Raw genomic sequence first — 20,175 nt, forward strand, 5'->3', positions numbered from 1 at the left:
CCGCCGCACCGCGGCCCGGTACCGCCCGCCCCACCGCGGCCGAACCACCCCACGGCCGAACCACCCGCGGCCGGGCCACCCCACGCCCGCGCCCCCGACGGCCGGTACCCGCTGCCGCCGTCCGCCCAAGGACGTCGCCCAAGGACGTCGCCCAAGGACACGCCGTCCGCCAAGGACAACCATCCCCGAGGGGAGTGCGCCATCAACGCAGCACCCACGATCAGCCGCCCGGCCAAGCCGGGCCCCGCAGCCGTCGAACTCCGCGGTATCACCAAGCGTTTCCCCGGTGTCGTGGCCAACCACGACATCGACCTGACCGTGCGCCGCGGCACCGTGCACGCCCTGTGCGGCGAGAACGGCGCGGGCAAGTCGACGCTGATGAAGATCCTTTACGGGATGCAGAAGCCGGACGAGGGCACCATCACGCTCGACGGCGAGCAGGCCGCGCTGGGCACCCCCGCGGACGCCATCGCCCGTGGCATCGGCATGGTGCACCAGCATTTCATGCTGGCCGACAACCTCACCGTCCTGGAGAACGTGGTCCTCGGCGCGGAAAAGCTGCACGGCATCGCCGGCAAGGCCCGCGCCAAGATCATGGAGATCTCGGACGCGTACGGGCTGAGCATCCGGCCCGACGTCCTCGTAGAGGACCTCGGCGTCGCGGACCGGCAGCGGGTGGAGATCCTCAAGGTCCTCTACCGCGGCGCCCGTACGCTCATCCTCGACGAGCCGACCGCGGTCCTGGTCCCGCAGGAGGTCGACGCGCTCTTCGACAACCTGCGGGAGCTGAAGTCCGAGGGCCTGACCGTCATCTTCATCTCGCACAAGCTGGGCGAGGTGCTGTCCGTCGCGGACGACATCACCGTCATCCGCCGGGGCACCACCGTCGCGTCGGTGGAGCCGTCGAAGACCACGCCCAAGCAGCTCGCCGAGCTGATGGTGGGCAGCGAGCTGCCGTCGCCGGAGACGCGGGAGTCGACGGTGACGGACACCCCGATGCTGGGCGTCGCGGACCTCCGGCTGAGCGCCACCGACTCCGACGGCGTCGTCCGGACCGTACTGGACGGCATCACCTTCACCATCCACAGGGGCGAAGTGCTCGGCGTCGCCGGCGTGGAGGGCAACGGCCAGGCCGAACTGGTCGAGGCGATCATCGGCACGCGCGCCCTGGACGCCGGCACCGTGACGCTGGACGGGCAGGACCTGTCCGGCGCCAGCACGCGCCAGCGCCGCGAGGACGGCATCGGCTACGTACCCGAGGACCGCCACCGGCACGGCCTGCTCCTGGAAGCGCCCCTGTGGGAGAACCGCATCCTGGGGCACGTCACCGAGCGCCCCAACAGCAAGGGCCGGCTGCTCGACCTGGCCGGGGCCCGCAAGGACACCGAGCGGATCGTCGCCGAGTACGACGTACGGACGCCCGGTGTCGAGGTGACGGCGGCCTCGCTGTCCGGCGGCAACCAGCAGAAGCTGATCGTCGGCCGCGAGATGAGCCATCACCCCAAGCTGCTGATCGCCGCCCACCCCACGCGGGGCGTGGACGTCGGCGCACAGGCGCAGATCTGGGAGCAGATACGCGCCGCGCGCCGGGAGGGGCTGGCGGTCCTGCTGATCTCTGCCGACCTGGACGAGCTGATCGGGCTCTCCGACACCCTGCGGGTGATGTACCGGGGCCGGCTGGTCGCGGACGCCGACCCCGCGACCATCACCCCGGAGGAGTTGGGCTCGGCCATGACCGGTGCCGCCAGCGGTCACCTCACCGCTGAAGACGCTGACACCCGCGAGGGCGGTGACCGGGAGTGAAGACGCTGACCAGGTCGCTCACCAAGGACAAGGTGCTGCTGGCGCTCGCGGCGCCGCTGCTGGCCGTCGCCGCCGCGTTCGTCATCAGTTCGCTGGTCTTCCTGGCGTCGGGCGAGAACCCGCTCCGCGCCTACTGGATCATGGTCGATTACGGCCACTACAGCGACAGCCAGGTCTGGATCATCAACAAGGCGGTGCCGTACTACCTGTCGGCACTGGCGGTGGCCATCGGCTTCCGGATGAACCTGTTCAACATCGGTGTGGACGGGCAGTACCGGCTGGCGGCCTTCGCGGCCGCCGCGGCCGGCGGCGCGATCGCGCTGCCCGGCGCGCTCCAGATCATCCTGCTCATCGTGATCGCCATGCTGGTGGGCGCGGTGTGGGCGGGCATCGCGGGCGTACTGAAGACCTCGCGCGGCGTCAGCGAGGTGATCACCACGATCATGCTGAACGCCATCGCCGCCTCCGTGATCGGCTACTTCCTCCAGGACGGCCGTCTCGCGATCAAGGACGGCAACCTGCTGCACACCGAGTTCCTGCCGGAGTCCAGCCACTTCTTCAGCTTCCCGACCGACCCCAAGCCGGTCTACGGCTTCGTGGTGATCGCGGCGCTGGCCGGCTTCGTCTACTGGTTCGTGCTCAACCGCACCCGCTTCGGCTTCGACCTGCGCGCGGTCGGCGCCTCCGAGCCGGCCGCCGAGGCGAGCGGCGTCAGCGTCAAGCGCATGGTGGTCATCTCCATGCTGCTCTCGGGCGCCGCCGCGGGCCTGGTGGGCATGCCGACGCTGCTCAACGAGTCCTTCAACTACGGCACCGACTTCCCGGCCGGCATCGGCTTCACCGGCATCGCCATCGCGCTGCTGGGCCGCAACCACCCGGTGGGCATGGCGTTCGGCGCCCTGCTGTGGGCGTTCCTCGACCGCACCGGCTCCCGCCTGGAGTTCGAGGGGTACGCGCAGGAGATCGTCGGCGTGATCCAGGGCGTGATCGTGCTGTGCGTGGTCATCGCGTACGAGATCGTGCGCCGGTACGGGCTGCGCGCCCAGCAGCGCAAGGTCGGCGAGGAACTGGCCGCCCAGGCCCGTACGAACCCAGGTGAGAACGACAAGGCGGAGGCGACCGCGTGAGTACGGAACTCAAGCCCGCGGCCCGGCCCGGCGCCAGCGCGCGGGGTGGCGGTCGCCGCAGGCTGACCTACCCCGTCATCCTGCTGATCGTCGCCGGGGCGATCGTCGCGGTGTCGCTGCTGCGCGCGGTCACCGGCACCAATGACCTGACCTCCGCCGGACAGTTCAGCGCGGCGCTCGCCGCCGCCACCTCGATCGGCCTGGCCGGCCTCGGCGGCCTGTGGGCCGAGCGGGCCGGCGTGGTCAACATCGGCCTCGAAGGCATGATGATGCTCGGCTCGTTCGCGGCCGGCTGGATCGGCTGGCAGCACGGCCCGTGGGCCGCCGCGGCCATCGGCATCCTGGGCGGCGCGCTCGGCGGGCTGGTGCACGCGATCGCCACCGTCAGCTTCGGTGTCGACCACATCGTCTCCGGTGTCGCGATCAACATCCTGGCGCTGGGCGCGACGCAGTACCTGGCCACGCTGTGGTTCGGCGCGGAGGGCAGCGCGGCGATGCGGGCGGGCGGCAACGACAAGCAGTCGCCGCCGATGGCCGACATGCCGACGTTCACGGTCCCGGGCCTGTCGGACGCGTTGCAGTCCCTCGAAAGCCACCACTGGTTCCTGGTCTCCGACGTGGCCGGCATCCTCGGCGGCCTGGTCACCAACGTCTCCTGGCTCACCGTGCTGGCCGTACTGCTCTTCGTCGGTACCTTCTACCTGCTGTGGCGCTCCTCCTTCGGCCTGCGGCTGCGGTCCTGCGGCGAGGCGCCGGTCTCGGCGGAGTCGCTGGGCGTCAACGTCTACACGTACAAGTACGCGGCGGTGCTGGTCTCCGGCGCGCTTGCCGGGCTCGGCGGCGCGTTCCTGTCCATCAGCACGCACTTCTTCCAGGACGGGCAGACCGGCGGCCGCGGCTACATCGGCCTGGCCACGATGATCTTCGGCAACTGGCGGCCCGGCGGGGTCGCGATGGGCGCGGGCCTGTTCGGCTTCATGGACGCCATGCAGCTGCGCAGCGGCGGCCCGACCGTACACGCGCTGCTGCTGGGCCTGGCGGCACTGCTCGCCGTCCTCGCGCTGTTCCGGCTGCGCGCCGCCAAGCGCGCCCAGGCGGCGGTCGCGGGCGTCGCGGCGGTGCTCCTCGTCCTGTGGTACTTCCTCACGGACGCGGTGCCGCTGGAGCTGGTCGAGGCCAGCCCGTACATCGCCACGCTGCTGGTGCTGGCACTGTTCGCGCAGCGGCTGCGGCCTCCGAAGGCCAACGGCAAGCCGTACCGGCGGGGGCAGGGCACATGACGCACGATGGCCGGATGAACGAGGGCCGAAGCGGCGAGGGCCGGAGCGACGACGGACAGGCGCCGGTCGACTGGGAACAGCTCCGCGAGGCGGCCCGGGACGCGATGTCCCGGGCGTACGCCCCGTACTCCGGCTACCCGGTCGGCGCCGCGGCCCTGGTGGACGACGGCCGTACGGTCGTCGGCTGCAACGTGGAGAACGCCTCGTACGGACTGGGCCTGTGCGCCGAATGCGGCCTGGTCTCCGCGCTGGCCGCCACCGGCGGCGGCCGGCTGACCGCTTTCACCTGTGTGGACGGCCAGGGCGAACTGCTCGTACCGTGCGGCCGCTGCCGCCAGCTGTTGTACGAGCACGGCGGCCCCGGCCTGCTGATCGACGCAGGCGAGGCAGGCGTCCGGCACCTCGACGACCTCCTCCCGGACGCCTTCGGCCCCCAGCACCTGGGCCGCTAGCTGGACCACCGGCCCGCACCGCACCTCAGCGGTGCGGGCCTCTCGATCTCCCGGCTCTATGCGTGTAGAACTGTTCACGCCCGCTCGCCGCGTCGTTCCCGGGTACAGGGACGGGCTGAGCCGGCCGTTCCACGAAAGGAAGCCCAGATGGACGTCATCTCGGTCATCCGCGCCAAGCGCGACAAGCAGGAGCTGACCCCCGAGCAGATCGACTGGGTCATCGACGCCTACACGCGCGGCGAGGTCGCCCACGAGCAGATGTCGGCCCTGGCGATGGCCGTCTTCCTCAACGGCATGAACCGTACGGAGATCGCCCGCTGGACCGCCGCCATGATCGCCTCCGGCGAGCGGATGGACTTCGCCGGTCTGGCCCGTCCGACCGCCGACAAGCACTCCACCGGCGGCGTCGGCGACAAGATCACCCTGCCGCTCGCGCCCCTCGTCGCCGCCTGCGGCGCGGTCGTGCCGCAGGCGTCCGGCCGCGGCCTCGGCCACACCGGCGGCACCCTCGACAAGCTGGAGGCCATCCCCGGCTGGCGCGCGCTGCTGTCCAACGCCGAGATGATGGACGTACTGGACCGCGTCGGCTCGGTCATCTGCGCCGCGGGCGACGGCCTGGCCCCCGCCGACAAGAAGCTGTACGCGCTGCGCGACGTCACCGGCACCGTCGAGGCCATCCCGCTGATCGCCTCCTCGATCATGTCCAAGAAGATCGCCGAGGGCACCGGCTCGCTCGTCCTGGACGTCAAGGTCGGCTCCGGCGCCTTCATGAAGAACATCGAGGACGCCCGCGAACTCGCCGCCACCATGGTCGAACTCGGCACCGACCACGGCGTACGCACCTCCGCGCTGCTCACCGACATGTCCACCCCGCTCGGCCTGACCGCCGGCAACGCCCTCGAAGTCCGCGAGTCGGTGGAGGTCCTGGCGGGCGGCGGCCCGGCCGACGTCGTCGAACTCACCCTCGCGCTGGCCCGCGAAATGCTCGACGCGGCCGGCCTGAAGGACGCCGACCCGGCCAAGGCCCTCGCCGACGGCTCCGCCATGGACCACTGGCGCCGCATGATCCAGGCCCAGGGCGGCGACCCCGACGCCCCGCTCCCGGTCGCCCGCGAACAGCACACCGTCAACGCCTCCGCCTCCGGCGTCCTGACCACCCTCGACGCGTACGCGGTGGGAGTCTCCGCCTGGCGCCTGGGCGCCGGCCGCGCCCGCAAGGAGGACCCGGTCCAGGCCGGCGCGGGCATCGAACTCCACGCCAAGCCCGGCGACGAGGTCAAGGAGGGCCAGCCCCTCCTCACCCTCCACACCGACACCCCCGAGAAGCTCCCCTACGCCCTCGAAGCCCTCGACGGCGGCGTCCTCATCGCCCCGCCCGGCACCGACTTCACCCCGAACCCGGTGATCCTGGACCGCATCGGCTGACCCTTCCCCCTTCACGGCCGCCGGGCGCGCTCCCCTCGGAGCGCGCCCGACGCGCGCCGCGCCCCGACCGGTGCTGTCCTGGAAGCACCTGACCGCGAGGAGACCGGCGATGGCGAAGAAGAAGGACGACTTGAGCAAGGGCGACAAGGTCACCTGGAAGAGTCACGGCAGCAAGGCCGCCGGCAAGGTGGAGAAGAAGATCACGGAGCGTACGGAGGAGGCCGGACGCACGGTGGACGCTTCCCCGGACGACCCGCAGTACAAGGTCCGCAGCGACAAGTCCGACGGCTCGGCCGTGCACAAGCCCGGCGCCCTGAAGAAAGAGGACTCCTGACCGCCATGGCCAAGACGGACGACGACCGGGACACCGTCTGGCAGGACTTCAAGGACGCGGTGAACATGTCCCCGTCCGAGCTGGAATCGTGGCTGAAGAAGGACGAGTCCAAGGAGTCGGGACAGCACAAGGACGGCGGCGAGTCGGTGGGCCACGAGTCGGGCCGCCGGATCGTTTCACTGCTCCGCACCAAGCGCGCGGACCTCTCGGACGACGACTACGCGCACATGCGCAAGGTCACGGGGTATGTGCACCGCCACCTCGCGCAGAAGCCGTCGGGGGACGTGAAAGAGACGACGTGGCGGTATTCGTTGATGAACTGGGGGCATGATCCGTTGAAGGGGTAGCGATCCTCGTTCGGGTGGACGAGGCCGATGGGATGTCCCGAAGGCTGCAAGGTGCAGATCGTTGGCGGACGCGTCGTCGTGGAGCCCCCGCCGGACAGCGCCCACAACGACACGGTGGATGAACTCCAGCGACTGCTGTACACCGCCATTCCTCGCGACTGGGGGGCCTACCAGGCTCTGGAACTGACGGTTCCTGGCGGACAGGGGCTGTTCGTCCCGGATCTCGCGGTCGCTCCCAAGAAGCGGCGGGCGGAGGATGCGGCTCGGTTCGTCGTCGAGGTGACCTCACGCTGCGGTGCGCGCCACGACCGCGTCGACAAGCTGCGCGGCTATGCCGTCATCGGCGTCCCCCTCTACCTCCTCCTGGACCCCTGGCACTCCGGCAAGCCGACCGCGACCCTGCACGGCGAACCGGAAGGCGGCTCGTACCGGGGGCTGGAGATGGTGAAGTACGGCGACGAGCTGCGCCTGCCCGCGCCGTTCGACGTCACTGTCGACACTGCGCTGTTCCCCGTCGGATGACGAAAGGCCCACCCCGCCAGGACAGGTGGCGAAGTGGGCCTTTGAAGGGGTAAGACTCCTCGTTCGGGTGCACGGTGTCGGTGGACCAAGCCGCCATGCGTTCGGCATGCTGGATTCGGTGACGCACCGATAGAGGAGACCGCCATGAGCGCACTCACCGTCGACCACGAGCCGGAAAACGACTGGGAGACACTCCTCCGGCTCTGGGAGGAGACGGAGGGCCCCGAGGGCAGCAAGGTGGAGATCATCGAGGGGATCGTCACCGTGTCACCTGCTCCTGCGAACCGGCACAACAAGATCGCGTGGAAACTGCAGCGCGCATTGACCGGTGTCCTGCCTGACGACTGGGGGATGTACCAAACGGTCGGAGTGTCTGTTCCTTCCCGCAGGGGCTTGTACATCCCCGACCTGGTAGTAGCTCCTGAGGTCGCGCTGGATGAACCGGGCAACTTCATCCCCGGCGCTGCGGCTGAGCTGATCGTTGAGATCACATCGCCCACCAACGCCTGTCAAGACCGGATCAGCAAGGCCGCTGGGTACGCGCGGGCCGGTGTGCCGCTGTATCTGTTGGTAGATGTCTGGGCTCCGGAAGTGCCTGCGGTCACCTTGTTCGGAGAGCCCCGGAATGATGTCTACCAGGTGTTGCAAGCGGTGAAGTTCGGCGAGGAAATCCGTCTGCCGAAGCCGTTCGACATGGTTGTCGAAACTATCGAATTCCCGGGCAAAGAGTAGGTAGCTCGCGAGCGAAAGGCCCACCCCACCAGGACAGGTGGCAGGGCGAGCCTTTCGGGTTCCGGGCGGCGGAGCCGTCTACGCGGGGCGGCGTATGTGCAGGACGCGCCGCTCCGCCATTGCCTTGCGCGTCGCGTACAGCGTGATCGACGCGGCGCCGGCCATCGCGGCCAGGGCCAGGGCGACGGTGGCCTCCCAGCCGCCCGCGTGGAACGCCGCCGCGCCGAGTGCGCCGCCGATGCTGCTGCCGATGTAGTACGCGCACTGGTACAGCGCCGACGCCTGGGCGCGGGCCGTCTTCGCGGTGCGGCTGACGGAGGACGACGCCACAGCGTGGCCCGCGAAGAAGCCCGCGGTGATCAGGACCAGGCCCAGCAGGACGGCGGCGAGCGACGTGGTGAGGGTGAGCAGCAGGCCCGCCGCCGTGGTGCCGACCGCGAGGTAGAGGGCCCCGCGGCGGCCGACGCGGCCTACCAGGCGGCCCGCCGCGGCGGAGGAGACCGTGCCGACCAGGTAGATGAGGAAGATCGAGCCGACTATGCCTTGCGGGAGGTTGAAGGGCTCGTCGACCAGGCGGTAGCCGATGACGGTGTAGACGGCGCCGAAGACCGTCATGAAGAGCGCGCCGATGCCGTACAGGCGGCGCAGGAGCGGGTCGGAGAGGTGGCCGCCCAGGGTGCGGGCCAGGGCGCGCGGGCCGACCTTGCGGGGGAGAAGTGCCGGGCCTTGGGGACCAGGAGGCGGAAGGCCACGGCGCAGAGCACGGCCAGCACGCCGACCGCGCCGAGCGCGGCCCGCCAGCCCCAGGCCTGGGCCACCCAGCCGGTGACGATCCGGCCCGACATGCCGCCGATGCTGTTGCCCGCCACGAACAGGCCGATCGCGGCGACCAGCGCCTTGGCCCGTACCTCTTCGGCGAGGAACGCCATCGCGGAGGCCGGCAGCCCGGCCAGCGCCACGCCCTGGACGGTGCGCAGCGCGACCAGCCAGCCCAGGTCGGGGGCGAACGGCACCAGCATCGCGATCAGCGCGGCGACCGACAGGGAGGCGGTCATCATCGTGCGGCGGCCGAAGCGTTCGGACAGCGCGCTCAGCGGGATGACGGCGAGGGCCAGGCCGAAGGTGGCGGCCGACACGGTCCAGCTGGCCTGGTCGGGTGCCACGGCGAGGTCGGCGGAGATCGCGGGGAGCAGCGCCTGGGTGGAGTACAGGAGCGCGAAGGTGGCGACGCCTGCCGCGAAGAGGGCGAAGCTCATCCGGCGGTAACCGGGGCCGCCCGGGTGCAGCTTGGCGGCCTCGGGGTCGGGCGCCGGGGGCGCGTCGGCGGCGGGCGCGGAGGAGGTGACGGGGGACGACTGCGCGGAGGCGTCGGCGCGCGCGGCTACCGACGCCCCGGTATCGGCGGGAGGCATGATCCGAACGTATGCCTGGCGGTTTCATGCGTCCAATGCATAGAAACGCCATAATCGATGCTGTGGCGCATAACAGCAGCTCAGGGCGGCCTCTGTCGCACCCTGGCAATACGAAAGACATCCGGACGCGGGCGGGCGAACCGGCGGAGACCGCGGATCTCGGGGTGGACTCGTGGGCGCTGGCCCTGACGCCCCGCCTCGCGCAGTTCGCCGCTGTCGCGCGCCACGAGCACGTCACGCGCGCCGCGCACGAGCTGGGCATGCCGCAGTCCACCCTCAGCCGTGCCATCGTCCGGCTGGAGGCCGACCTCGGGGTCGCGCTCTTCGCCCGCCGCGGCCGGACCCTTTCGCTGACTCCGGCCGGTCGCGCTTTTCTCGCTTCCACCGAGCGCGCGCTGCTGGACGTCGAGCGTGCCACGGAGTCCGTACGGGCCGACACCGACCCAACGGCGGGCAAGGTCGCCTTCGGCTTTCTGCACACCATGGGCTCGGAGACCGTACCGGGCCTGATCCGCACCTTCCGCGCCGATCACCCGCGAGTGCGTTTCCAGCTCGTCCAGAACTACGGCGAGGCGATGATCGAGCGGCTGCGCGCCGGTGACCTGGATCTCTGTCTGACCTCGCCGGTGCCGGACTACCCGGACCTGGTCGCACGCCGCCTGGACGAGCAGAAGCTGCGGCTGGTGGTGCCGGACGACCATCCGCTGGCGGCCCGTAAGCGGGTCCGGCTGGCGGAGGCGGCGGGGGAGCTGTTCGTGACCCTGGAGCCGGGGTACGGGCTGCGCCGGATCACCGACGCGCTGTGCGCCGAGGCGGGCTTCACGCCGAGGATCGCGTTCGAGGGGAGGAGGCCGAGACGCTGCGCGGCCTGGTCGCCGCCGGTCTCGGGGTGGCGCTGCTGCCGCCGCCGGCCGTGCCGCGCCCGGGCGTCGCCGAGCTGACGGTCACGGCCCCGCGCGCGGTCCGCGAGATCGGGCTGGCCTGGATGGACGGCCATCCCGACACGCCACCGGTGGCGGCGTTCAAGAAGTTCCTGCTGGGGCGGAGGGGGAAGCTGATTCCCCGGTGAGACGCGGACGTCCCGCCGGCGTCACTCCGTGCCCATGTCCTCCAGGGCTCCGTAGGTCACGGTCATGAACTCGATGGCGACCGTGCCGCCCGGGTCGAGGACGTAGAGCCCGCGGCCGCCCCAGTGGTGGTTGATCTCGTTCTCCTTCGCGCGGAACGGGTCGGCCCAGTAGCGCACCGACTGCTTCCGGATACGGTCGAAGATCGCGTCGAACTCCTCGTCGGTGACCAGGAAGGCGACGTGGCTGCCGTTGATCGCGTCCGGTGCCACCTGGCTGTCGAGGAAGTCGATGCCGACACCGTTGGCGGTCTGCACCTGGGTGAACGGGCCCCAGTCGGCGGGTGCGGGAGCGTCCATGAGGTCGCTCAGGAAGGCGGCGGTGGCCTTCTGGTCGTGGCAGTGGACGATCACGTGGTCGAGCGTGTTCGGCACGGGAGCCTCCTGGCGGTCGAGACGGTCGAGACGGTCAAGATGGTCGAGACGGTCAAGATGGTCGACGGAGCTGACGGTGGTCGGAAGCCACGGAAAGGTGCTGCCGCGCGCCCCTTCCTAGTGCTTCAGCGACTCCCCGAAGCCCGACGCCAACGGCATCCGCAGGCCCAGCGGCGGCGGCGCCGCCAGCGCGTCCGCGACCGGGCGGGCGTAGTTGTGGGCGAAGAGCGAGCCCAGGACGAAGTCGGTGGCCAGCGCCAGGACTTCGGAGCGGTGCTGGTGCAGGGAGTGGCCGTCGGAGTGGACCTCGAAGCGGCAGACGTCGCGGTTGATCTTCTTGGCGCGCTCGGCGTAGCGGTAGGACAGGTCCGGGTCGGTCCGCTCGTCGTTCGTGCCGTGGACGAGCAGCACCTGCCGGCCGGCGAGCTGTTTCACGGGAACGGAGTCGGCGCCCTCCGGGCCCAGGTCGGGTATCCACGGGGCCAGTGCCAGCACGGAGTTGACCGCCGGGTGGCCCGCCGCGTGCAGTGCGGCGCGGGCGCCCATGCCCGTACCGGCCAGACAGACCGGTACGTCCCCGTAGCGCCGCGCCACCTCCTCCAGTGCCCAGGAGGCGTCCGCCGCCGGGTGGGCCGACGGGCCGTTCCAGCCGCGGCAGCGGTAGTGCACGACGTGGACCACCAGACCCTCCGTACGCCCCGCCCTGGCCAGCCGGGCGGCCAGCGGACGGACCGCCAGGGTGGACAGGGGGAGGGCCGCCGGGTGCCCGAAGGGCCGCCCTCCGGCAGCAACAGCGCGACGCCGCACACCGCCCGTGCCGCTCCGTCCGTTCCCCGCGGTTTCCCCAGCCGGGCACCGCGCACCGGCAACGCTTGCTGAGCCATGACCGAAACGATGGCAGAAGGCGGCGCGCGGGCCACCCCGTGTACGGGTCACCGTTGCGTATCGTTCGTGAAGTTCTACGCGCGTAGGCGCTACAGTGCCGAGATGACGAGCGAGACCACCACTCTTCCGACCGTCGACCAGATCCGCCGCGCGCCCAAGGTGCTGCTGCACGATCACCTCGACGGCGGCCTGCGCCCCGCCACGATCGTCGACCTGGCCCGCGAGACCGGGTACGACGGCCTGCCCGAGACCGACCCGGAGAAGCTCGGCGTCTGGTTCCGCGAGGCCGCCGACTCCGGTTCGCTGGAACGCTATCTGGAGACCTTCGCGCACACCTGTGCCGTCATGCAGACCCGCGAGGCCCTGACGCGGGTGGCGGCCGAGTGCGCCGAGGACCTGGCCGCGGACGGTGTCGTGTACGCCGAGGTGCGGTACGCGCCCGAGCAGCACCTGGAGAAGGGCCTCACCCTCGAAGAGGTCGTCGAGGCGGTCAACGACGGGTTCCGCGAGGGCGAGCGGCGGGCCCGCGCGGCCGGCCACCGCATCCGCGTCGGCGCCCTGCTGACCGCCATGCGGCACGCGGCCCGGGCCCTGGAGATCGCCGAACTGGCCAACCGCTACCGCGACCTGGGTGTCGCCGGATTCGACATCGCGGGCGCCGAGGCCGGCTTCCCGCCCACCCGCCACCTCGACGCGTTCGAGTACCTCAAGCGGGAGAACAATCACTTCACGATCCACGCGGGCGAGGCGTTCGGCCTGCCGTCGATCTGGCAGGCACTCCAGTGGTGCGGCGCGGACCGGCTCGGCCACGGCGTCCGCATCATCGACGACATGGAGGTCGCCGACGACGGCTCGGTCAAGCTGGGCCGGCTCGCCTCGTACGTACGGGACAAGCGCATCCCGCTGGAGATGTGCCCCACCTCCAACCTCCAGACCGGCGCCGCCACCTCGTACGCGGAGCACCCGATCGGCCTGCTGCGCCGGCTCCAGTTCCGTCTGACGGTCAACACCGACAACCGGCTGATGAGCGGTACGAGCATGTCCCGGGAATTCGAGCACCTGGTCTCGACATTTCGATACACGCTCGACGACATGCAGTGGTTCACCGTCAATGCGATGAAGAGCGCGTTCATTCCTTTCGATGAACGCCTGGCGATGATCAACGATGTCATCAAGCCCGGTTACGCCGGGCTGCGGTCCGAATGGCTGTTCCGCCAGGTGGATGCCGAGCCCGCGGTGATCAGCGAGTATCGCTCCGAGTAAGCGGAGCGGATACGAGAATTACGGACGGCCGGGGTGTCAAGCTCCGGCCGTTTTCCGTTCCCGAAGGGTGTTTGCGGCGTGTCGGCGGCGTCACTAGATTTCCGGTCCGGTCGAACTCCCATCACAAGGATGTATTTCCATGAAGCAGGGAACCATCAGGACCCTCGGTGCCGCCGCGCTCGGCGTCGCCTTCGCCGCCGCGGCGGCCGGTACGGCTTCCGCCGCCGAGGTGACCGGCGCCAACGTACCGGGTGACGTCGCGGACACACTCCAGAACAGCCTGCCCGTCCAGGAGACCGCCAAGAGCGTCACCGGCGACCACGGCCCCGAGCACGCCCTGAAGACCAACAACAAGGGCAACCTGCTGGGCGGCCTGCCTGCCGGGGGCCTCACCAAGGCGCTCGGCTGAGGCTCCGGGACGCGTCCTGGAGCGGACACGGCCGTGCCCCGGCCCGTACTTCGTGTACGGGCCGGGGCACGGCCGTGTGAGGACTACCAGGCATCCGCATGGCGGGCTGCCAGGCATCCGTATCGGGACTGCCAGGCGTCCGTATGACAACTACCAGGCGCTCCGGTGGGCCTTGTCCTCGGAGGGCAGGAACAGCCACAGGGCCAGGTAGATCAGGAACTGCGGGCCCGGGAGCAGGCACGAGAGAAGGAAGAGCACGCGCATCGTGCCGGGCGTGGTGCCGAAGCGCCGCGCCAGGCCCGCGCACACTCCGGCGATCATCCTGTTGTTGCGGGGACGGACCAGTGCGGCGGCCATGGTTCTCGACTCCTTTTCGACCGGGTACGGGACTGTCTGCCCCGATGTCTCAAAGGTAGGTCCGGGAGCCCGACAGGGCGTCGGCCTGCGGTGCGATGTGAACCCTGGTCCGCGTGGGGGTCGGCCGTGCGGGCCGGTCCTCCTTGCGGCGTAGCCGGTACCGGAACCCTGGTACGACCAGCAGGTGCGCCAGTACGACCCCGGCCGTGTTGAGCAGCACCATGTCCACGTCCGGCACCCGGCCGGGTATGCCGGCCTGGAGCAGTCCGATCGCCAGCGAGACCATCGCGCCGGTGAAGACCGTACGCGTCAGGGAGCCCAGCGGAGAAACGTTCAAGCGGCCGGCTGTCATCGGCAGCAGAATGCCCAGCGGCGCCAGCAGCAGCACCGCGCCCCCGAGGCTCTGCACGGCCTCCCACGGCCCGTGCGCCAGCTCCGCGCGGATCGTCGCCAGCGGCCGGAGGTTCGCGGCGGGCACCCAGGGCACCGTACGGGGGCGCAGCGACAGCCAGCCGACGATCAGCAGATGCGCCACGAGGAGGACGGCTCCCGCGGCGCGCATACGGAGGGCGGCGGTACCGCCGCGGCCATGACCCTGCACACAGGCCAGGACGCGCCTACCGGCGGCCGTGGTTCCGTAAGGCCCGGGCCGTGGTCGCCGTGGCCGTCCCGGCATGTTCTCGCGGTCTCCTCAGCCCGACGCCCCGGCCGTCTCAGCCCGACGCCCCTGCCGTCTCAGCCCGACGCCCCCGGAGCGTCCGACCCCGCGCCCAGCACACTGTCCGGATGCGTGCGCACCTCGTCCGAGCAGGGGTAACGCTGCGGATGGCCGTCACCGGGGCCGCCCAGCACCGCCGCGTGCGTACGGCCCAGAGCAGCGCTCTCGCCGAACGTGCACACGATCTGGGCGAGCGCGAAGGACGGCAGGTCCTCCGGCCGCGCGCTCAGCCGCAGCGTGCCGGCGGGATCGCCCGCGCGCGGCCCGGACACCTCCAGGTTCTCCGGCACCGCCGTGATGAACCCGGCCTCCTCCTCGACGGTCCCCGGCTGCTCCCGGAGTTCGCCCAGCAGCGCGCGGGCCGACCGGAGACGGTCGGTGGACTGCTGCTTGGGGTTGGACACGGTCCGCTCCACCGGTGCCAGCGCCGAGCTGCACTCCAGGTAGACGGTGACCCGCGAGCTGTCGGGCGGGACCGGGGGTACCGAGTCCGCAGGAACCTTGCAGCTGACGCGGGAGGGCGCGCCCCCGGCGTCGACCGGCACGGACGTACCGCGGATGCCGCAGCTCGCCAGGGCCGGTACGAGGGCGCCCAGAGCGAGGGCGGTCAGCACCGTGGTCCGGGGGCGGGGCAAGGGCCGGGTACGGGGACCAAGCCCGGGGCCGGGCCCGGACGACGGCTCACGGGTGCGCCACGTCATCGGCCGTCACCGCCTTCCGTGCCGCGGGCCTCGGTGCCGCGCCGCTCCGTGCCTTCAGGGCCCGCGTCCGCGTCGGGGTTCGCGTCAGGATCAGCGTCGGGGCGCGCGTTCTTACGGCCGCGCCCGTCGGTACGGGTGCCCGTCTCCGTACCGGCCCCCACGGCCGAACCGCCGCCCCCGTCCCCGTCCGTATCGCTGTCCGCCTCATTGGCCGCTCCGGCGGCCGAGGCGCCCACCGGCAGCCGCAGGGTGAAGACCGCGCCGCCCTCCGGCGAGTTCGCGGCCGTGATCTCGCCGCCGTGGATGTGGGCGTTCTCCAGTGCGATCGACAGGCCCAGGCCGCTGCCCTCCGACCGCGGCCGGGACGCGCTCGCCTTGTAGAAGCGGTCGAAGACGTGCGGCAGGACCTCCTGGGGAATGCCGGGGCCGTGGTCCCGTACCCGGATCACCAGGTCCTCGCCGTCCGGCGTGGCCTCGGTGCGTACCGAGACCCGGACCGGCGAGCCGCCGTGCTTGAGCGCGTTGCCGATGAGGTTGGCCAGGATGACGTCGAGGCGGCGCGGGTCCAGCCGGGCCACGATGCCGCGCTCGGCGTCCAGCTCGACCGCGTCCAGCCAGGCCCGCGCGTCGACGCACGCGGTCACCTGGTCCGCGACGTCCACCTCGTCCTGCACCAGCCGCGCCGTCCCCGCGTCGAAGCGGGTGACCTCCATCAGGTTCTCCACCAGGTCGTTCAGCCGCCGGGTCTCGCTGACCACCAGCTTCACCGCGGGCGCGATCATCGGGTCGAGGGAGTCCTCCTCTTCCTCCAGCACCTCGGTGACCGCCGTGATCGCCGTCAGCGGCGTGCGCAGCTCGTGCGACATGTCGGCGACGAAGCGGCGGGAGGACGCCTCGCGGCCGCTCAGCTCCTCGACCCGCTGTTCCAGGCGTTCGGCCGTACGGTTGAAGGTGCGCGAGAGGTCGGCGAGTTCGTCGGTGCCGGTCACCCGCAGCCGGGTGTCCAGCCGGCCCTCGCCCAGCTGCCGGGCCGCGTGGCCCAGGCGCTGCACGGGCCGCAGCACGGTCGTCGCGGCGGCCTGCGCCAGCAGCGCCGAGCCGACCAGGGCCAGCGCGGTGGCGATCCCCAGCGACCAGGCCAGCGAGTTGAGGTCCTGCCGCTCGGTGGCCAGCGACTTGAGCATGTAGCCGGTCGGGCCGCCGCCGTTCATCCGGGCCCCGGCGACGAGGTACGGGGTGTCCCGCAGCTCCTTGCGCTGCCAGTACATGTGGTACGGGACGCGGTTGCCGTCGTCCAGCGCGCGCTTCTCGTTGACCGCCGTCTGCAGCGGCTTGGGCACCGTCTTGAGCGTGAACAGGTCCTTGTCCGTGGACGCCACGCACTGCTTGCCGTCGCTGCCCTGCGCGACCAGCAGGACGGCGTAGTTCTGCGGCCCGCCCGCCATCTGCCGTGCCGCGTCGTCCAGCTCCGCGCACCGCGGCCGCGGCGACAGCGAACGGGTGCTGTCCTCCAGCGACTTGCGGAAGTCGTTGAGCGCGGAGTTCTGGGTGCGGTCCAGCACGGTGTTGCGGTTGAGCCAGTACGCGATGCCGGAGGCGGAGACCGCCGCGGTCAGCGCGACGAGCGCGAAGACGAACACCAGCCGCAGCCGCAGGCTGGTCCAGCGCAGCAGGCCGAGCGCCCGTACGCACCGCCGGAGGAAGCCGGGCCGCTCCGGCACGCCCTCGCCCTCGGCGGCCGTCTCAGCATCCGTACGGCTCTCGGACGAGCGCTCCGTCACTGCGGGGTGTCCAGCCGGTAGCCGACACCGCGCACCGTACGGATCAGGGTCGGCGAGGACGGTACGTCCTCCACCTTCGCCCGGAGGCGCTGCACGCACGCGTCCACCAGCCGCGAGTCACCGAGGTAGTCGTGCTCCCACACCAGCCGCAGCAGCTGCTGCCGGGACAGCGCCTGCCCGGGGCGGCGGCTCAGCTCCAGCAGCAGGCGCAGCTCGGTCGGGGTCAGCTGGAGGTCCTCGCCGTTCTTGGTGACCGTCATGGCCGAGCGGTCGATGACCAGGGAACCGAACGTCGCCGCGTCGTTGGACTCCCGCTCCCCGCGCCGCAGCACGGCCCGGATCCGGGCGTCCAGCACCCGCCCCTGCACCGGCTTGACCACATAGTCGTCCGCGCCGGACTCCAGCCCGACCACCACGTCGATGTCGTCGTTGCGCGCGGTCAGCAGGATGATGGGCAGCTGGTCCGTACGCCTGATCCGCCGGCACACCTCGAAACCGTCGATGCCCGGCAGCATCACGTCCAGCACGATCAGGTCCGGGCGCTGCTCGCGCAGCAGCTTCAGGCCGTCCTCGCCCGTCGCCGCGGTCACCACACGGTGACCCTGGCGCGACAGGGAGAGTTCGAGGGCCGTGCGGATGGCGTCGTCGTCCTCGATCAGCAACAGGAAAGGCACACCGGCCATTCTGGCCCATGGGGGACCAGGACTTCGACCTGCGCGGTGTCCGGCGGTGCCCGTGCCCCGGCCCGCCCCGCGTCCGTACGGTGTCCCGGCCGCGACCCTCCCGCTGTGACAGGGCTGTGACAGACGGCAGACAGCGTCATGAAACTGCTTCGGCAGAGTTTCCCCCATCACGAACCGAAGCAAGCAGGGTCTACCGACGGGGGCGCGCGATGAACACACTGCACAGCACCATGACCAGCGCAGTCATCACGCGTCTGCACGATGTCGGCCGGGCCGCCGAGAAGTCCGGTGCCGTGGGCGGGCGGGGGTGCGCTCGCGGCACCGGGCGTCATCGCGTTCCGTACATGGTCGCGATCGACGCGATGACACAGCGCGACGGGGGACACGGGGGGACCGACGGGGGCACCACCGGTTCCGCCGCGGGACCGGCGTACAGGGAAGGCACGGGGGAACGGCGCACCGCGTCGCAGGCGGAGGAAACGGGGGACGCCGCCGCGGCGTTCACCGCCTACGTCCAGGAGCGCCGCGCTTCCCTGTACGCCACCGCGTACCACCTGACCGGCGACCGCTTCGAGGCCGAGGACCTGCTGCAGAGCGCGCTGTTCTCGACCTACCGGGCGTGGGACCGGATCAGCGACAAGGCGGCGCTGGGCGGCTACCTGCGCCGCACGATGACCAACCTGCACATCAGCGCGTGGCGCCGCCGCAAGCTGAACGAGTACCCGACTGAGGAACTGCCGGAGACGGCCGGTGACACGGACGCGATGCGCGGCACGGAGCTGCGCGCGGTGCTGTGGCAGGCGCTGGCCCGGCTGCCCGAGACGCAGCGCACCATGCTGGTGCTGCGCTACTACGAGGGCCGTACGGACCCGGAGATCGCGGACATTCTCCACATCAGTGTCGGCACGGTGAAGTCCAGCATCTGGCGCTCCCTGCGCCGGCTGCGCGAGGACGACGTCCTCAGCTTCGGCCGTGACGAGCAGGAGTCCTTCGGCGAGCTGGTGGCCTGAGGGCGGGGAAGACGGGGGTCCCGAGGGGGGAACCACGGGGGGCACGGGGGGATGAGGAGCGGGTTCGGCCGGCCGGGGGTACGGCGCGAATCCGCTCCTTCGCCGTTCGGGCGCCGTTCGGGCCTGCGGCATACGGCCCGTGCGGCGCCCGGTCGTTCAGGCGCTGATCGTCGCAGCCGCGGGATTCGCGGGGCCCGCGGCGATGTGCCCGGCCCCGTCCGCCGCGTTCCGGGCCGCCGCTATCCGCGCCAGCGCCTCCGGCTTCGCGCACGGGTGGGCGCCCAGCGCGGTGTGCCGGGCGACGATCGCGCGCTCGGCGCGCAGCAGGCGCAGCCCGCGGCGCAGCAGGACCGGTACCGGTTTACGGGCTTCGCGCAGGTCGCGGGCGAGCCGCCGCCGGAAGGTCGTGGTGGGGCGGCCGCGCAGGCACAGCGCGTCGGCGAGCAGGCCCGCCGTACGGCAGTGCTCGACGATGTCCGCCGCGAAGATGCCCTCGGCGAGGAACAGTGGCGCGTCGCCCCGCTCCAGAACCGTTTCACCGACCCGTGCGCTGGTGGCGATGTCGTACACCGGCACGGCCGTGCGTCCCGTACGGCACAGTGCCTCGATCGCGGCCACGGCGGCACCGGCGTCCCACGACAGCGGCGAGTCCCAGTCGGTGCCGCCGCCGTCGGCCAGCGACGGCAGCGTCGGGTCCGTGCCCTCCTTGTAGAAGTCGTCGAGGTTGAGCACGGGCAGGCCACTGCGGGCGGCGAGGGACGACTTGCCGGAGCCGGAGGGACCGGTCAGCAGGACGACCCGGGCGGCGGGCGGCCGGGCGGCGGTGTGGGAGCTCACGGGGAGCCATTGTCGCGCATTGGGCCGTGCGGGTTACCCGGAGCGCGGTCGCTGGAACGCCCCGCCGCCCCTCAACTACGCTTCGCAATCGTTCGATTACTCAATGATGTACTTGGCGACGCACAGGCAGGTGGCACATGGCCTCACATGCACGACCCCGGCACCGGCGCCGCGTACCGCGCGGCCTGACGCGCGCGGGGCTGGCGCTCACGGTGGCCGGTGCGGCGCTCGCGGCGGCCGGTGCGGCACCGGCGGCGCGGCGCGCGGCCATGAGAGCGAGCTGGACGTCCAGGCGGCCGGCAAGGCGTTGGGCGGCGCGTTGCAGCACTCCCTCGCGGGCGGCGTCGGGCCGGTCAAGAGCCTCAAACTGGACCCGCTGGCGGGCACCTCCGCCGATCCGCTGACCAACAAGATCGGTACCCAGGTCGCCGACTTCAAGCCGCTGACCACCGGCATCGTGACGGATCCGATCGCCCGGGGAGGCGCGTTGGAGGATCTGCCGCTGACGGGCGCCGCGGTGGGGCTGCTGCCCGGCTGAGGCCGCCGGTCACGTGGCGGAACGCGGACCGCCCGCCCTCATGGACGGATGAGGGCGG

At 71.5% G+C, this 20,175-nt stretch carries 20 protein-coding genes and 3 pseudogenes; 14 read left to right on the top strand and 9 right to left on the bottom strand.

Annotated features, from left to right (window positions below; translation table 11 throughout):
- The first annotated feature begins 291 nt into the window (after positions 1–291).
- The 9 genes from ACEXOX_RS29970 to ACEXOX_RS30010 all read left to right on the top strand — a co-directional run bounded on the left by ACEXOX_RS29970 (position 292) and on the right by ACEXOX_RS30010 (position 8,022).
- Positions 292–1,803: an ABC transporter ATP-binding protein gene (locus tag ACEXOX_RS29970; protein WP_406524221.1), complete on the top strand. Its 1,512-nt coding sequence runs from the start codon at positions 292–294 to the stop codon at positions 1,801–1,803.
- Positions 1,800–2,930, top strand: a complete 1,131-nt coding sequence (locus ACEXOX_RS29975; RefSeq protein WP_406524222.1) for an ABC transporter permease — start codon at positions 1,800–1,802, stop codon at positions 2,928–2,930. Before ACEXOX_RS29970 ends, ACEXOX_RS29975 begins: the two co-directional genes overlap by 4 nt.
- Positions 2,927–4,210 carry an ABC transporter permease gene (locus tag ACEXOX_RS29980; protein WP_406524223.1) on the top strand — a complete coding sequence of 428 codons (1,284 nt, stop codon included), beginning with the start codon at positions 2,927–2,929 and terminating at the stop codon, positions 4,208–4,210. Before ACEXOX_RS29975 ends, ACEXOX_RS29980 begins: the two co-directional genes overlap by 4 nt.
- A gap of 14 nt (positions 4,211–4,224) precedes the next feature.
- Entirely contained in the window at positions 4,225–4,662 is a 438-nt protein-coding gene (locus ACEXOX_RS29985) for a cytidine deaminase (protein WP_406524224.1), read from the top strand.
- A gap of 147 nt (positions 4,663–4,809) precedes the next feature.
- Positions 4,810–6,087, top strand: a complete 1,278-nt coding sequence (locus ACEXOX_RS29990; protein ID WP_406524225.1) for a thymidine phosphorylase — start codon at positions 4,810–4,812, stop codon at positions 6,085–6,087.
- A 109-nt stretch (positions 6,088–6,196) separates the two neighbouring features.
- A complete protein-coding gene (locus ACEXOX_RS29995) occupies positions 6,197–6,421 on the top strand; it encodes a DUF2945 domain-containing protein (protein ID WP_406524226.1) in 225 nt (74 codons plus the stop codon).
- A gap of 5 nt (positions 6,422–6,426) precedes the next feature.
- Complete coding sequence (locus ACEXOX_RS30000) at positions 6,427–6,768, top strand: DUF3140 domain-containing protein (protein ID WP_406524227.1); 342 nt, start codon at positions 6,427–6,429, stop codon at positions 6,766–6,768.
- Between the two features lie 27 nt (positions 6,769–6,795).
- On the top strand, positions 6,796–7,290 hold the full coding sequence (locus ACEXOX_RS30005) for a Uma2 family endonuclease (protein ID WP_406524228.1): 495 nt from the start codon (positions 6,796–6,798) through the stop codon (positions 7,288–7,290).
- 144 nt (positions 7,291–7,434) lie between these two features.
- Complete coding sequence (locus ACEXOX_RS30010) at positions 7,435–8,022, top strand: Uma2 family endonuclease (protein WP_406524229.1); 588 nt, start codon at positions 7,435–7,437, stop codon at positions 8,020–8,022.
- A gap of 78 nt (positions 8,023–8,100) precedes the next feature.
- Here the strand turns inward: ACEXOX_RS30010 and ACEXOX_RS30015 are convergent.
- A pseudogene (locus ACEXOX_RS30015) lies at positions 8,101–9,434 on the bottom strand (MFS transporter).
- A 35-nt stretch (positions 9,435–9,469) separates the two neighbouring features.
- Here ACEXOX_RS30015 and ACEXOX_RS30020 point away from each other — a divergent pair.
- Positions 9,470–10,503: pseudogene (locus ACEXOX_RS30020) on the top strand (LysR family transcriptional regulator).
- Between the two features lie 21 nt (positions 10,504–10,524).
- On the opposite strand, the gene ACEXOX_RS30025 reads toward ACEXOX_RS30020, so the two are convergent.
- Together ACEXOX_RS30025 and ACEXOX_RS30030 are read right to left on the bottom strand one after the other, a co-directional pair.
- Entirely contained in the window at positions 10,525–10,935 is a 411-nt protein-coding gene (locus tag ACEXOX_RS30025; protein ID WP_406524230.1) for a VOC family protein, read from the bottom strand.
- A 117-nt stretch (positions 10,936–11,052) separates the two neighbouring features.
- Positions 11,053–11,819: pseudogene (locus ACEXOX_RS30030) on the bottom strand (alpha/beta hydrolase).
- A gap of 103 nt (positions 11,820–11,922) precedes the next feature.
- Between ACEXOX_RS30030 and ACEXOX_RS30035 the strand changes: the two are divergent.
- Together ACEXOX_RS30035 and ACEXOX_RS30040 are read left to right on the top strand one after the other, a co-directional pair.
- Positions 11,923–13,083 carry an adenosine deaminase gene (locus tag ACEXOX_RS30035; RefSeq protein ID WP_406524231.1) on the top strand — a complete coding sequence of 387 codons (1,161 nt, stop codon included), beginning with the start codon at positions 11,923–11,925 and terminating at the stop codon, positions 13,081–13,083.
- A gap of 139 nt (positions 13,084–13,222) precedes the next feature.
- Positions 13,223–13,492 (top strand): hypothetical protein, encoded by a 270-nt coding sequence (locus ACEXOX_RS30040; protein ID WP_030017496.1) that lies wholly within the window; start codon positions 13,223–13,225, stop codon positions 13,490–13,492.
- 150 nt (positions 13,493–13,642) lie between these two features.
- Here the strand turns inward: ACEXOX_RS30040 and ACEXOX_RS30045 are convergent, their stop codons facing one another.
- From ACEXOX_RS30045 to afsQ1, 5 genes are all read right to left on the bottom strand, one after another.
- Positions 13,643–13,849 (bottom strand): PspC domain-containing protein, encoded by a 207-nt coding sequence (locus tag ACEXOX_RS30045; RefSeq protein WP_030017495.1) that lies wholly within the window; start codon positions 13,847–13,849, stop codon positions 13,643–13,645.
- 49 nt (positions 13,850–13,898) lie between these two features.
- Entirely contained in the window at positions 13,899–14,411 is a 513-nt protein-coding gene (locus tag ACEXOX_RS30050) for a VanZ family protein (protein WP_406524232.1), read from the bottom strand.
- Between the two features lie 173 nt (positions 14,412–14,584).
- Positions 14,585–15,202: a hypothetical protein gene (locus ACEXOX_RS30055; protein ID WP_406524233.1), complete on the bottom strand. Its 618-nt coding sequence runs from the start codon at positions 15,200–15,202 to the stop codon at positions 14,585–14,587.
- Between the two features lie 62 nt (positions 15,203–15,264).
- Entirely contained in the window at positions 15,265–17,049 is a 1,785-nt protein-coding gene (locus ACEXOX_RS30060; protein ID WP_406524234.1) for an ATP-binding protein, read from the bottom strand.
- On the bottom strand, positions 17,046–17,723 hold the full coding sequence (afsQ1, locus tag ACEXOX_RS30065; protein ID WP_004571966.1) for a two-component system response regulator AfsQ1: 678 nt from the start codon (positions 17,721–17,723) through the stop codon (positions 17,046–17,048). The genes ACEXOX_RS30060 and afsQ1 overlap by 4 nt, the downstream gene beginning before the upstream one ends.
- Before the next feature lie 218 nt (positions 17,724–17,941).
- On the opposite strand from afsQ1, the gene ACEXOX_RS30070 reads away from it, so the two are divergent.
- Positions 17,942–18,742 carry a SigE family RNA polymerase sigma factor gene (locus ACEXOX_RS30070; protein WP_406524235.1) on the top strand — a complete coding sequence of 267 codons (801 nt, stop codon included), beginning with the start codon at positions 17,942–17,944 and terminating at the stop codon, positions 18,740–18,742.
- A gap of 156 nt (positions 18,743–18,898) precedes the next feature.
- On the opposite strand, the gene ACEXOX_RS30075 is transcribed toward ACEXOX_RS30070, so the two are convergent.
- A complete protein-coding gene (locus ACEXOX_RS30075; protein WP_406524236.1) occupies positions 18,899–19,579 on the bottom strand; it encodes a uridine kinase in 681 nt (226 codons plus the stop codon).
- Positions 19,580–19,898: 319 nt separating this feature from the next.
- On the opposite strand from ACEXOX_RS30075, the gene ACEXOX_RS30080 reads away from it, so the two are divergent.
- Positions 19,899–20,117: a hypothetical protein gene (locus ACEXOX_RS30080; protein ID WP_406524237.1), complete on the top strand. Its 219-nt coding sequence runs from the start codon at positions 19,899–19,901 to the stop codon at positions 20,115–20,117.
- Positions 20,118–20,175: the final 58 nt, after the last annotated feature.

This window comes from Streptomyces sp. Ac-502 (assembly GCF_045222935.1).
GTDB classification, from domain to species: Bacteria; Actinomycetota; Actinomycetes; order Streptomycetales; family Streptomycetaceae; genus Streptomyces; species Streptomyces monomycini.